Annotated in this window: 11 protein-coding genes; 10 read left to right on the forward strand and 1 reads right to left on the reverse strand. The window is 64.4% G+C overall.

What is annotated here, in order from left to right:
- Window positions 1–173 precede the first annotated feature (173 nt).
- The 3 genes from E4T66_RS18785 to E4T66_RS18795 all read left to right on the forward strand — a co-directional run bounded on the left by E4T66_RS18785 (window position 174) and on the right by E4T66_RS18795 (window position 6,020).
- Window positions 174–2,297 (forward strand): PhoX family protein, encoded by a 2,124-nt coding sequence (locus E4T66_RS18785; protein WP_136851175.1) that lies wholly within the window; start codon window positions 174–176, stop codon window positions 2,295–2,297.
- A gap of 169 nt (window positions 2,298–2,466) precedes the next feature.
- Entirely contained in the window at window positions 2,467–4,125 is a 1,659-nt protein-coding gene (locus E4T66_RS18790) for a hypothetical protein (RefSeq protein ID WP_211243030.1), read from the forward strand.
- 65 nt (window positions 4,126–4,190) lie between these two features.
- The gene (locus E4T66_RS18795) at window positions 4,191–6,020 is read left to right on the forward strand and encodes a PhoX family protein (protein WP_136851179.1); all 1,830 of its coding nucleotides are present in this window, start codon (window positions 4,191–4,193) and stop codon (window positions 6,018–6,020) included.
- 90 nt (window positions 6,021–6,110) lie between these two features.
- Here the strand turns inward: E4T66_RS18795 and E4T66_RS18800 are convergent, their stop codons facing one another.
- On the reverse strand, window positions 6,111–6,620 hold the full coding sequence (locus E4T66_RS18800) for a hypothetical protein (RefSeq protein WP_136851181.1): 510 nt from the start codon (window positions 6,618–6,620) through the stop codon (window positions 6,111–6,113).
- A 135-nt stretch (window positions 6,621–6,755) separates the two neighbouring features.
- Between E4T66_RS18800 and E4T66_RS18805 the strand changes: the two genes are divergently transcribed.
- The 7 genes from E4T66_RS18805 to E4T66_RS18835 all read left to right on the forward strand — a co-directional run bounded on the left by E4T66_RS18805 (window position 6,756) and on the right by E4T66_RS18835 (window position 13,439).
- The gene (locus E4T66_RS18805) at window positions 6,756–7,097 is read left to right on the forward strand and encodes a hypothetical protein (RefSeq protein WP_211243031.1); all 342 of its coding nucleotides are present in this window, start codon (window positions 6,756–6,758) and stop codon (window positions 7,095–7,097) included.
- Window positions 7,098–7,209: 112 nt separating this feature from the next.
- Entirely contained in the window at window positions 7,210–8,232 is a 1,023-nt protein-coding gene (locus E4T66_RS18810; RefSeq protein WP_136851183.1) for an agmatine deiminase family protein, read from the forward strand.
- The gene (locus tag E4T66_RS18815) at window positions 8,229–9,137 is read left to right on the forward strand and encodes a carbon-nitrogen hydrolase (RefSeq protein WP_136851185.1); all 909 of its coding nucleotides are present in this window, start codon (window positions 8,229–8,231) and stop codon (window positions 9,135–9,137) included. The genes E4T66_RS18810 and E4T66_RS18815 overlap by 4 nt, the downstream gene beginning before the upstream one ends.
- 85 nt (window positions 9,138–9,222) lie before the next feature.
- Window positions 9,223–9,696, forward strand: coding sequence for a DUF6265 family protein (locus E4T66_RS18820; protein ID WP_136851187.1), 474 nt, complete (start codon window positions 9,223–9,225; stop codon window positions 9,694–9,696).
- Between the two features lie 49 nt (window positions 9,697–9,745).
- Window positions 9,746–10,888, forward strand: a complete 1,143-nt coding sequence (locus tag E4T66_RS18825; protein WP_136851189.1) for an acyl-CoA dehydrogenase family protein — start codon at window positions 9,746–9,748, stop codon at window positions 10,886–10,888.
- A gap of 177 nt (window positions 10,889–11,065) precedes the next feature.
- Complete coding sequence (locus E4T66_RS18830; RefSeq protein WP_248679799.1) at window positions 11,066–12,199, forward strand: acyl-CoA dehydrogenase family protein; 1,134 nt, start codon at window positions 11,066–11,068, stop codon at window positions 12,197–12,199.
- A 76-nt stretch (window positions 12,200–12,275) separates the two neighbouring features.
- Complete coding sequence (locus tag E4T66_RS18835) at window positions 12,276–13,439, forward strand: MFS transporter (protein WP_136851193.1); 1,164 nt, start codon at window positions 12,276–12,278, stop codon at window positions 13,437–13,439.
- Window positions 13,440–13,474 lie beyond the last annotated feature (35 nt).

The raw sequence follows: 13,474 nt of genomic DNA on the forward strand, positions 1-13,474 counted from the left end.
GCAGCGGATGAGTATAGCGATAGGCCCGACGCGCTGCGGGACGGATCCGGCGATCCATTGCAGATGACACCCACAGGATCGTTCCGGTGACACAAAACGGTAAGCAATACGCAACACGGGCTCTTTAGCATCCGCGCGTCAACCCAGCCCAGAACTCGCCAAGGAAGCAACCCGTGAGCAGACACGACGACGAACCTGTCACCAATTTCTCTTCTAATCCCCACATCTCCGACGTCCTGAACGCACGTATCACTCGCCGACAGGCGGTATTTGGTGGCTTGTCGGCCACGACCGCGGCGATGTTCGGCAGTGTCGGCCTTGTCGGCTGCAGCGACGATGACAACGGCGCATCCCCCAAGCTCGGGTTCAGCGCGGTTGCGCACAGCAAAGCCGACTTCGTGTCGATTCCCAGCGGCTACTCGGCAGCGGTGCTTTACGCCCTGGGCGATCCGATCAAGGCTGGAATCGGCGCCTACAGCAACGCCGGACTTGATGCCGACTTCGACCAGCGCGCGGGCGACCATCACGACGGCATGTCGTACTTCCCGCTGCCGAACGGTTCAAGCGCCTCGGATAACGGGCTGCTGTGCATCAACCACGAAAACATTACGCAGGACTACCTGCACGTGGCCGGTGCAACGTCCAACGGCGGCGTCCGCCCACAAGCGGAAGTGCTTAAGGAAATGAACTGCCACGGCGTCAGCGTCATCGAGATCAAGAAAACCGGCGGTGTCTGGTTGGTCGTTCAGGACTCTCTGTACAACCGCCGCATCACGCCGTTCACGCAAATGGAATTGCATGGCCCGTTGCGCAACAGCGGATTTGCCGTCACCAAGTACTCCACTGATGGCAGCACGACCCGCGGCACGCTGAACAACTGCGCCAACGGCCAGACGCCGTGGGGCACCTACCTGACCTGCGAAGAGAACTGGGCGTACTATTTCAAGCGGGCAACCGGCGACGACGCCAACCGCAACAGCGCCGACAACGCGCTGCTGTCGCGCTACGGAATCAACCCGGGCGCTGCCGGCAACTACGGCTGGACCACCGCCGCCGGCGACCAGTTCCAGCGCCTCGACATCACTGTGAGTGGCGCCTCGGCCGGTGCGGACTATCGCAACGAAGCCTATACTTACGGATGGATCGTCGAGATCGACCCCTATACCCCGGATTCAGCACCGCGTAAGCGCTCGGCCATGGGACGTCTGGGCCACGAAGGCTGCATCTTCGCGCCAGCGAAGAAGGGCGAGCCGATCGTTGCCTACACCGGGGACGACTCCCGCAACGAGTACATCTACAAGTACGTCTCGAATGCGAATTGGGATCCCGCTGACGCCGAGGGCGGCCTGGACGCCGGCGACAAGTACCTGAACAGCGGCACGCTGTATGTCGCGAAGTTCAACGCCGACGGCACGGGTGAATGGATTGCGCTGGCCTACCAGAGCAATGGCCTTGATGAAAGCAATGCCAAATATCCCTTCAGCAGCCAGGCCGCGGTCATGGTCGGAACTCGTCTGGCCGCAGATTCGGTCGGTGCTACCAAGATGGATCGCCCCGAGTGGGGTGCGGTCCATCACAAGAGCGGCGAGGTTTACTTCACACTGACCAACAGCTCCAGCAGCTCCAGCGGTCGCGGCCAGGGCGGCGCCGGCTCGCAGCCGGTCGACGCAGCCAATCCGCGCTCGTATGACGCCGGCACCGACGGCAACCCGGACCTGGACGGCAACGTCAATGGACACATCATCCGCTGGCGTGAAGACGGCGGCATGTCCTCGTCAACCACGTTTGAATGGGACATCTTCCTCTTCGGTGCCCGTTCGACCTATGGCGTCAGCATCAACGTGTCCGGACTGACCGCGGCGAATGATTTCTCGAGCCCGGACGGTCTGTGGTTCGACAGCAGCGGCATGCTGTGGATCCAGACTGACGACGGCGCCTACACCGATACGACCAACTGCATGATGCTGGCTGCGGTGCCCGGCAAGGTCGGTGACGGCGGCGAGATCACCATCGGCGACCAGAAGACCTATATCGGCGCCCTGCCGAGCGACGACACCCTGCGTCGCTTCCTGGTCGGTCCGAAGGAATGCGAAATCACCGGCATCACGATGACGCCGGACCGCAAGACCATGTTCGTAAACATTCAGCATCCGGGTGAGGACGGTTCACCGGAAGCGCCGACCAGCAACTGGCCCTCGATCACCGGTGACGCCACGGCTGTCGGCACCGCCAACAGTCGCCCACGTTCGGCAACCATCGTGATCACCAAGGACGATAGCGGCGATATCGCCAGCTGAACCCTCAGTCCAATTTTCGATCTGTCCCCGACTCGGTCCCGGCAAAGCGCCGGGACCTCTTTTCTTTTTTATGGCCGTGCATCGTCGTCACCCAGAACGCCAGATGACTGTGCGCTCGGTTACCCGAGCGGGTCTGCACCGGAGCTGCCTTCTGGGGCTGGTGATTTCGATGTCCGCTTGCCGCCAGCCAGCACCCGCGCCGCAGGACGACGGCGGCGTCAACCTGACCGTGCGCCCGGTCGCCAACACAATCGCCAATATTCCGCCGCAATGCTTCACCCGCACACAGGATGCCGGCAGCAAGGCGGTGCAGAATCCCTGCTATGTCTGCCATGCCGAGGCGCCGGAGCCGAATTACCAGTCGCAACCCGAGCTGCAGCTTGCCTATGCGTTTCCGCAGGTTCACGCGGGCAGCACAACGCACAACGACTGGAGCAATCTGTTCATCGATCGCGGTAGGCAGATTGCTGCCATCACCGACGACGACACGCTGAGCTACGTCCGCGGCGACAACTACCGCAATCAGGCCGGCGCCATCGAGCTAACCGAACGACTCAAGAACGTGCCGGCGCACTGGGACGTCAACGGCAACGGTAGCTGGGACGGCTACGTTCCCGATGCGCAGTTCCGCTTCGACGCTCAGGGCTACGACCGTACGGCCGGCGGCAAAATGACCGGCTGGCGCGCGTTCGTCTATTACCCGTTTCCCGGCGCCTTCATGCCTACCAACGGTGCCTTCGACGACGTTCTGATCCGATTGCCGGAAGTGTTCCGTCAGGACCGCGACGGCAAGCCCAGCGAGACCGTCTACACCACCAATCTGGCCATCGTCGAAAGCCTGATCACGCGGCGCAACACGCCGATCACGGCAACTGACGAAACTGCATTAGGAGTCGATCTGGACAAGGACGGCGTGCTCGGCACCGCCACGCAGGTCACTTTCGACTGGGCGCCGCTGGAAAAGCGCTACATGCATTACGTCGGCCAAGCCTCCACGGCGCAGGATGCCGGGCAGGTTCACCTCGCCGCGGGCCTGTTTCCCGAGGGCACCGAATTCCTGCACAGCGTGCGCTACCTCGACCTTGATGCAACCGGCGTCGTGGTTGCCGCGCCCCGCATGAAGGAACTGCGCTATAGCCGCAAGCGTCGCTGGCTGACCTACTCGGATCTGTACTCGCAATCGCTCAAAGACATCAAGGAAGCCGATCTCAACCCGGATCGGCCCGAGCAGTATCTGGGCGACCCGGAACGCGGACTGATCAGCCCATTGGGCTGGGCCTACCAGGGCTATATCGAGGACGCCCGCGGGCGTCTGCGCCCGCAGACGCAGGAGGAATCGCAGTTCTGTGTCGGCTGTCATTCTGGACTGTCCGCCACTGAAGACGGTGCCTTCGCGTTCCCGCGCAAGATCAATCGCGGGAACAATCATGGTTGGGAATATTGGGGATCGCGTCCGTTCCGGCAGCTGCCCGATCCGCTGCGTACCGACGGCCAGACCGAGTTCCGCAGCTATTTGCTGGCGAACCAGGCCGGCGACGAATTCCGGGCCAATGCCGAAGTCCGTCAGCGCTTCTTCGACGAAAACGGCGCCCCGCGCGCAGCCGCCTTCGCCACGCTCGCCACGGATCTCGAAAGCCTGATGCTGCCGTCGCCGGAGCGCGCTCTGCTGCTGAACAAGGCCTACTGGCTGGTCGTGCGCGAGCAGTCCTTCGCCAAGGGCCGGGATCCGGTGATCTCGCCCAGCGACAACGTACTGCGCGACGTCGACATGGATCAGCCCACCGGCATTGTCACACCGCTGCCGGCACCGCGGCTGGGTGCGCCCTGATTCGTATCAACCGTCGCCGTTCCGCTTCAGCGTCATCTCTCTCTTCAACCTCATCGAGTCTTGCCATGATCCGCTCCCCGCAGTTCTCCCTGACGCCCTCCGCCGCCGCGCTGCTTGCGCTCGGCACCGTGTTCCTGACAGCCTGCAATAGCCCGACGGTCGATACCCGCTTCGAACCGGTCAGCGCCGCGCAGACCGACGGTGAGAAGCGTGCCGTTCGCGCCAGCGAATCGGTAACTCTCGGAGGAAAGCGAGCCGACATCGGCTTTGTTACCCTGCTGCGCTCGGGCGAACAGCGCGGCGACAGCGAACAGCTGAACGTGTTCGGCCAGGTTCTGGATCAGACCCAGACGCCGATCATGCAGACCGACGGTTCGACCACGATCGCCGACTCCAATGACTTCTCGTCGATCCTGCAGGTCGGCAGCAAGCTGTTCTCGGTGTCGCAGTTCGAAAGCATTCCCGGAACGATGTACCTGACCGCACTGGCGCAGGATCCCAGCAGCGGCCGTCTCAGCGCCGAGTCCACCACGGCGCTGGATCTGTCCGGGATCTACGGCATCTGGAATCCCTGCGCGGGCAGCGTCACGCCGTGGGGCAGCCACCTCGGCAGCGAAGAGTACGAGCCGGACGCGCGCAGCGGCGACGCCTCCGCCGAAGCGATGGCTTCGTTCTTCGGCGGCGACACCTCGAAGGTCCAGGCCTATCGCTACGGTTATCCGGTCGAAGTCCGCGTCACTGACACCAGCGGCGCGCACAGCGTGGTCAAGCACTACTCGATGGGCCGGTTCGCCCACGAGCTGTCCTATGTGATGCCGGACGAGCGCACCGTCTACGGCACCGACGATGGCACCAATGTCGGCCTGTTCATGTATGTCGCCGACACTGCGTCCGACCTTTCCTCCGGCGCGCTGTATGCCGTCAAGTGGCATCAGACCACGCCGGCCGGGGAGTCGGATCTGATCGACGCCGACCTGAGCTGGATCAAGCTCGGCCACGCCAGCGATGCCGAGATCGATGCGCTGATCGCCGACGGCATCCAGTTCAGCGACATCTTCGCGACGGTCGATCCCGCCGCGGACGGCACCTGCCCCGGCGCCTACACCTCCGTGAACGCCAATGGCATCGGCGAGGAATGCCTCAAGCTCAACCCCGGCATGGAGCAGGCCGCCGCGTTCCTGGAGACCCGCCGCTACGCAGGCTACCTGGGCGCGACGACCGAATTGCGCAAGGAAGAAGGCATCAGCTTCGACGCACGCCACAATCAGCTCTATGTGGCCTACTCGGAAGTTCAGTACGGCATGGAGGACAACAAGAAGAACGGCGCCGACAGCACCAAGTACGACGTCGGCACGTCCAACGACGTCAAGGCGCTGTTCAACAGCTGCGGTGCGGTCTACCGTTTCACGGTCGGTGAGGACAGCGATATCGGCAGCCCGTTTGTCGCGCAGTCCGCACACGGCATGATTGCCGGACGCATGACCACCGTGGCCGATCCCGAGCGCCTGAATCCGACCACGATCGACGCCTACCCGTCCGACAGTCCGTTTGCCAACAGCAGCTGCGACGTCGACGGCTTGGCCAATCCGGACAACGTCAGCGTGATGCCGGGGCAGAACATGCTGCTGATCGGCGAGGACACCGGCAGCGGCCACCAGAACGACATGGTCTGGGCCTATCGCACCGACAGCGGCAAGCTGACCCGCATTGCGACCACGCCATACGGCGCGGAAACCACCTCGGTCTACTACTACCCGGAAATCGACGGCTTCGGCTACATCATGGCCGTGGTTCAGCACCCGTACGGTGAAAGCGACGAGGACAAGGTCACCACCGACAGTGCGGAGCGTCGTTCGTATCTGGGCTACATCGGCGCGCTGCCGCCGCACCGCTGATCGATCCAGTGAATGCCACGGGCAAGTTGCCCGTGGCATTCAGTTCGCGTCCGGCGCACGGCGCGGCCCCGTCGAATCACCGCGCGTACGCTAGGGCGCGCGCTTCTTGCCGAACACGCCGGACAGGGTCACGCCAATGAAATCGCTGTCCGGATTGAAATTGCCGTGAATGCCCATTTCCAGCCCGCGCGTGGGATAGAACAGCAGCTCGATCGGCACGCCCACCGTCGGCGACTGCTGGCGATTGGACACATCGGTCAGGCGACTGACGCCGGCGGCAACGAAAACCTTTGACGGCACCACCGGCAGGCCGATCAGCCCGCCTACTTCCTCGGCGGTGTTGCTGGTGAACTCCAGCATCCAGCTGGCACGCAGTCGCAATAGCACCGGCCCCGCGTAGCTCATCGCGAGTACGCCCTCACCACCGCCGGTACGCTGGGCATCCCCCTTCTGCTGCCCCGACGGCGCATCGTAGTCCTGCGCACCATAGACGCCAGCCCCCAGGCTGACCCAGAAATCGCCAGCGTCACCTGACGCCTCAACCCCGGAGGCAGCCAACGCACAAACGGCCGCGAACGCGGCAATACCGATCCGATTCATTCTGTTCCCTCCCCTTGTGAACCGACAGAAGGATGATACCGCCGGCCGGGAGTGTCTGGCATCGCGGCAGTGAACGCTGCCAAGGGGCCGTTCCGGTGCTATATTCAAAGCCAGCTATATATCGCAAGTGCGCTCATGAGAAAGATTTTTCTGCTACTGACGATGGCTGCACTCGGTGCCGCGCCAGCCCTGCATGCGGATGTTCTGACGCTGCCCGAAGCCGAGTCAGCAACCCCTGCCGCGCCATCCTCACTGCCCCAGCGCGGCATGACGATGAACGCCGTCACCCGCCAGTTTGGCGAGCCGCTGCAACGCCACGCCCCGGCCGGCGGCGGTGGCCCGAAAACGCCGCCGATCACGCGCTGGGATTACGACGGCTTTTCGGTGTTCTTCGAAAACAGTACGGTGATCGATATCGTGGTCAAGGATGCCCCGGCGCCGCTGTCTCACGTGGACGAGCTCAGCGACGGTCCGTAAAATTCACGCCTGTCCGCAGCGTCGCCGCCATTGCGCCGAAACGCTGCCGAAGCACTATTCCGGGGGCGCATCAGCGCCCCTTTCCATGTCCATCACCCAATACGGACCGATCATGACCATCGTCTTACCGGCGGAGTGGGCCCCGCAACGCGCGGTGCAGCTGACCTGGCCGCGCCCCGACGGCGACTTCGCCGACATCTTTGCCGAGGTCGAAGCGAACTTCACGCAGATCGCGGTGGCGATCACCCGTTTCGAGAACCTGATCGTGGCCTGCGGCGAAGATGTCGACGGTCTGCGGGAGCACCTGACCGCCGCCGGCGCACAGGCCGAACGCCTGCAGCTGTATCCGGTGCCGGCCGACGATGTCTGGGCCCGCGACCATGGGCCGATCACTGTTTTTCGCGACGGCGATGCGGTGCACCTGGACTTCGTGTTCAACGGCTGGGGCGGCAAGTTCGACGCCACGCTGGACAATCAGGTCACGCGCGCGCTGGCCGCGCAGCAGTGCTGGAATGCACCGGTGGAATCGCTGGACTTCGTATTGGAGGGCGGCGGCATCGAGTCCGACGGCCAGGGCACGCTGCTGACCACTGAACGCTGCCTGCTCGCCCCCACGCGCAATCCACAGTTCGACAAGGCGCAGATCGAAGCCAGGCTGCAGCAGTGGTTCGGACTGCAGCGGATCCTGTGGCTGCGCCATGGCGATCTGTTGGGCGACGATACCGATGGCCACATCGACACGGTGGCCCGCTTCTGCGATGCCCGCACGATCGCCTACCAGGCGTGCGACGACGCCAGCGATCCGCACTACGCCGATCTGGGGGCGATGGCCGAGGAGCTGCGCGCGCTGCGCACTGCCGACGGCAAGCCATATCGCCTAGTGCCGCTGCCCTTGCCACAACCGATCCATGCCGACGACGGTCGCCGCCTGCCGGCCGGCTATGCCAACTTCCTGATCCTGAACGGCGCGGTGCTGGTGCCGATCTACGCCGACATCAACGACGAAGAAGCGCTTTCACGCCTGCGCCCCTGCTTCCCTGATCGGAAAGTCATCGGCATTGATTGCCGTGCACTGATTGCCCAGTATGGCAGTCTGCACTGTGTGACCATGCAAATCCCGAGCGCCGCAGCATGACCTCCAAACAACTCCGCGTCGGCATCGTCCAGCACGCCTGCGTCGAAGACCCCAGCGTCAATCTCCGCACCTCCGAAGCCGCGATCCGCGCCGCTGCCGCACAAGGTGCGCAATTGGTGCTGTTACAGGAACTGCATACCAGTCTGTATTTCTGTCAGCACGAGTCCACGGACCTGTTTGACCTGGCCGAACCGATTCCGGGCCCCAGCAGTGACTTTCTCGGCGCCCTGGCGTCGGAACTGGGTGTGGTCATCGTCGGTTCGCTGTTCGAGCGCCGTGCCCCGGGCCTGTACCACAACACCGCGGTGGTGCTGGAGCGTGACGGCAGCCTCGCCGGCATCTACCGCAAGATGCACATCCCGGACGATCCGGGGTACTACGAGAAGTTCTATTTCACCCCCGGCGACGCTGCATCTGCCAGCAGCGGTCCGGGCTTTGCCCCGATCGACACCAGTGTCGGCCGCCTCGGGGTGCTGGTGTGCTGGGACCAGTGGTATCCGGAGGCCGCGCGGCTGATGGCGCTGGCCGGCGCCGACCTGCTGCTCTACCCCACCGCGATTGGCTGGAACCCGCAAGACCCTACCGAAGAGCAGGGTCGGCAGCGCGATGCCTGGGTTACGATCCAGCGTGCACATGCGGTGGCCAATGGCCTGCCGGTGCTGGTGGCCAATCGCGTCGGCTTCGAGCCGGACCCGACCGGTCAATGGCCGGGTGCGCAGTTCTGGGGACACAGCTTCGCCGCCGGACCCCAGGGTGAATTGCTAGCAGTGGGCGACGAACGCGAAGAAGTGCTGCTGGTCGACATCGATCTGCAGCGCAGCGAAAACGTCCGGCGCTGGTGGCCGTTCCTGCGGGACCGGCGCATTGATGCGTATGGCGACCTGACCCGTCGCTTTCGCGACTAGGGGGCCGGGCGCGGCTCCCGCTCGGCACTGCACGCGTCAGTGTCTGCACGCCCCCACAATGGGGCACGAACAGGAGGAGCCAGCAATGCTGAAGAAATTGGCCTGCGCGCTCGCGCTCTCGGTCGCCGCCACAACGGCAGGCGCCGACGATGCCGCTCGGGTCAACCGCTTTGCCTGGATGAGCGGTTGCTGGGGCTTTGATACCGAAACCGGCAGTTACGAGGAGAACTGGACCGCCCCCACTGGCAACAGCATGCTCGGCGTTTCACGCCGCATCGAAAACGGCTTCACCCGCGAGTTCGAGTTCCTGCGGATTGTCACCAGCGGTGGCGGCGGCTTCGACTACATCGCCATGCCCAAGGGCGAGAGCGAGACCCGCTTCAATACCGCGTCGATGACCAATCACAGCGTCGTATTCGACAACCCGAGCAACGAATTTCCGTCCCGGATCGTCTACGAATTCACCGCGCCGGATCAGCTCAATGCGCGTATCGAAGGCACCTCCAACGGCCAGCCGATGGCGCTGCGCTTCCCGATGCGGCGCCGCACCTGCCCCTGATCCCTCCGACTTCCTCCACGACCCCTCTCAACTCCATTGCAGAAGACTCATGAGCATGCATAACGAAGAACTTGAACTGTTTCGCGACAACGTCGTCCGCTTCTTCAAGGACACCGTCGAGCCCTATTACGAGCAGTGGGAAAAGGACGGCATCTATCCGAAGGATCTGTACCTGAAGATGGGCGAAGCCGGTCTGCTGTGCGTGGACATGCCGGAGGAATACGGCGGCATCGGCGCCCCGTTCGCCTTCTCCTGCGTGGTTGTCGAGGAAGCGGCGCGCATGGGTTTCCTGGCGCTGGCCTCGAATCTGACGGTGCATTCCGACATCGCCGCTCCGTACATCCTGCATCTGGGCACCGAAGCGCAGAAGCAGAAGTACCTGCCGAAGATGGCAACCGGCGAATGCATCGGCGCGATCGGCATGACCGAGCCCGGCGCCGGTTCCGATCTGCAGGGCATGAAGACCAGTGCCACGGCAGACGGTGACGACTACATCATCAACGGCTCCAAGACCTTCATCACCAACGGCCAGCATGCGGGCGTCGTGGTCCTGGCGACCAAGACCGACCCCAAGGCCGGCGCCAAGGGCACGACGCTGTTCACCGTGGACACATCGCTGCCCGGCTTCAAGCGCGGACGCAATCTTGAGAAGGCCGGCCTGCATTCGGCCGATACGTCCGAACTGTTCTTCGACAACCTGCGCATTTCCAAAGACGAGATTCTCGGCCGCCTCGGCGGCGGCTTTGGCCACCTGATTGACGAGCTGCCGCGCGAGCGTCTGGTGCTGGCCGTGTCGGCCGTTGCCCACGCCCAGGGTGCACTGGAAAAAACCATCGAGTACGTGACCCAGCGCAAGGCCTTCGGCCAGCCGATCGCCAGCTTCCAGAACACGCGCTTCGTACTTGCGACCTGCAAGACGGAAATTGAGGTCCATCGCGCCTTCGTCGAGAAGTGCACGCAGCAGTACGCCGACAACACGCTGGACGTGCCGACTGCGGCGATGGTCAAGTTCGCCACCACCGAAATGGAAGGCCGCGTCACCGATGCCTGCCTGCAGCTGTTCGGCGGCTACGGCTACATGACCGAATACGCGATCTCGCGCTTCTGGGCCGACGCGCGCATCCAGCGCGTCTACGGCGGCACCAGCGAGATCATGAAAGAAGTCATCGCGCGGTCGCTGGTCGGCCGCTGAGCCGGCATCCGAGCGGCATCCGGGCTCACCGCAGCCCGGGTGCCCCCGATGCGCGGCCACCCATTCTCCCTCGATCCGGGGAGGCGGGCGCCCTGCGCGTCAATGATGATGATCTCCCCCCCCCTCCTATACGAACCTGGAACCATGACTGCTGCTGATCACCCGATGTCCGATTCGATGGCCGCCGAGTTGGCCGACTGGCGCGATACCATCCTGCGCTTTCTGGCCGACGAGGTAGAGCCGCACTACGAACAGTGGGAACGCGACGGCATCGTGCCCAAATCGCTGTACCGCAAGATGGGCGACGCCGGACTGCTGTGTGTGGACGCTCCCGCAGCCTACGGCGGCGCAGAGGCACCGCTGGAGTTCTCCTTCGCCATCGCGGAGGAGGCGGCACGCCTAGGCTACATGTCGCTCGTGACCAACGTGATGATGCACTCCGACATCGTCGTGCCGTACATCTCCCATCTAGGCACCGAGGCGCAAAAGCAGAAGTATCTCCCGCGCATGATCAGCGGCGAGTGCTTCGGCGCCCTCGCGATGACCGAACCAGGCACCGGCTCGGACTTGCAGGCGATTAAGACGACGGCGATTCCGGACGGCGACGGCTATCGCCTCAACGGTTCAAAGACCTTCATCACCAACGGCCAGAACGCCGACGTCGTTATCGTCGCCGCCAAAACCGACCCCGCGGCTGGCGCCAAGGGCATGACCCTGTTCCTGGTCGACACCGACCTGCCGGGCTTCAAGCGCGGCCGCAACCTCGAGAAGGTCGGCATGCATGCCGCCGACACCTCGGAACTGTTCTTCGACGACGTCCGCCTCGGCCCCGACGCCGTGCTGGGCCGCCTCGGCGGCGGCTTTGGCCACCTGATTGACGAACTGCCTCGCGAGCGCCTGATGCTGGCCGTATCCGCGGTGGCCCACGCCGAGGGCGCGCTGGAGCGCACCATCGCGTACGTCAAGGAGCGCAAGGCCTTCGGACAGCCGGTCGCCAGCTTCCAGAACACCCGCTTCGAACTGGCCCGGATCAAGACCGAGATCGAGGTCGCCCGCGCGTTCTATGAGAAATGCTGCCGGCTCTACGTCGAGGGCAAGCTCGACGTGCCGACCGCGGCGATGATCAAGCTCGCGACCAGCGAGATGGAAGGCCGCGTGGTCGACGCCTGCCTGCAGCTGTTCGGCGGCTACGGCTACATGACCGAATACCCGATCTCGCGCTACTGGGCCGACGCCCGCGTGCAGCGCATCTACGGCGGTACCAACGAGATCATGAAGGAAGTCATCGCCCGCGCCCTGGTGGGACGATAAGTCCTTCCCTGGCTGTATGGACATCGACGAGGGGCGCCACTAAGGTGGCGCCCCTCGTCGTTTTTGCCGGAACCGTATGGATCGCCGCCGCATTGCGGTGTGTCTGGCGGGGGCCGCGGCTTTCGTGCCGCTGTACTCGCCGCAATCGCTGCTGCCCCTGCTACGCGCATGGATGGGCCAGGACGTGGCGCTGGCCGGCGCGATCATGTCTGCCGGCACCGCCGGAGTCGCGCTCGCCGCACCTTTCGCCGGCGTCATCGCCGATCGCCTCGGCCATCGTCGCGTGATCGTATTCGCCGCGCTGTTTGCGGCGCTGCCCGGACTTCTGTGCGCACTGGCCCCATCGGCCGGCTTCCTGATCGTTGCGCGATTTCTGCAGGGGCTGGTGCTGCCCGGCATCTTCGCCGTCACGGTCGCCTACATCGCACAGGAGTGGCCGGCGGTGCAGGCCCGTCCGGTCACTGCGCTGTATGTCGCCGGCACCATTGGCGGCGGATATGCGGGCCGCATGCTCGCCGGCATGGTCGCCGAGCTTGCTGGATGGCGCTGGGCGTTCGCGGCGCTGGCGATGTTGCAGCTGGCGCTGGCCTGGGCGATCGTCGCATGGCTGACGCCGGAGCAGGCGCGGCAGCGCACCGAGACGACAGCGCGCCCACCGATGTTGAGCCTGCTGGCCCTGCCGCAGCTGCGCGCCGCCTGTGCTGCCGGCTTTGCCGCATTGTTTGCACTGGTGGCGGGCTTTACTTACATCACGTTGCGTCTGGCAGAAGCTCCCTTCGAACTGGGGCCGGCACAGCTGTCGCTGATCTTCACCGTCTACCTGCTCAGCGTCATCGTCACGCCGTGGTCCGGCCGCCTGATGAACCGCTACGGTCATACCGCAATGCTGGTCTCGGCGTGGTCACTGGCGATCGTCGGCCTGCTGGTGACCGTACCGGACCGGCTCGGGGCCGTCGTCATCGGACTGTGTCTGTTCTCGACTGGGCTGTTCATCGCGCAAGCCACAGTCACAACGTTTGTCGGCGAGGCCGTGCCGCAGGCGCGCGCAACCGCGGTCGGCCTGTACGTCACCAGCTACTACATCGGTGGCACCGTGGGCGGCATTTTGCCGGCGTTGATTTGGCGCCTCGCACATTGGCCGGGCGTCGTCGCCCTGATCACCCTGGCCGGCGCCGGCGCGGTCACGCTCGGTGTCCGCGCCTTCCGTCTCGGACGTCTGTCGACATCACCGCCCGCGTAGCGCTCCGCCCTCGCGGACCCGCTATGCTGCGTGCC

The organism is Sinimarinibacterium arenosum (genome assembly GCF_005047655.1).
In the GTDB taxonomy this organism is placed as follows: Bacteria; Pseudomonadota; Gammaproteobacteria; order Nevskiales; family Nevskiaceae; genus Solimonas.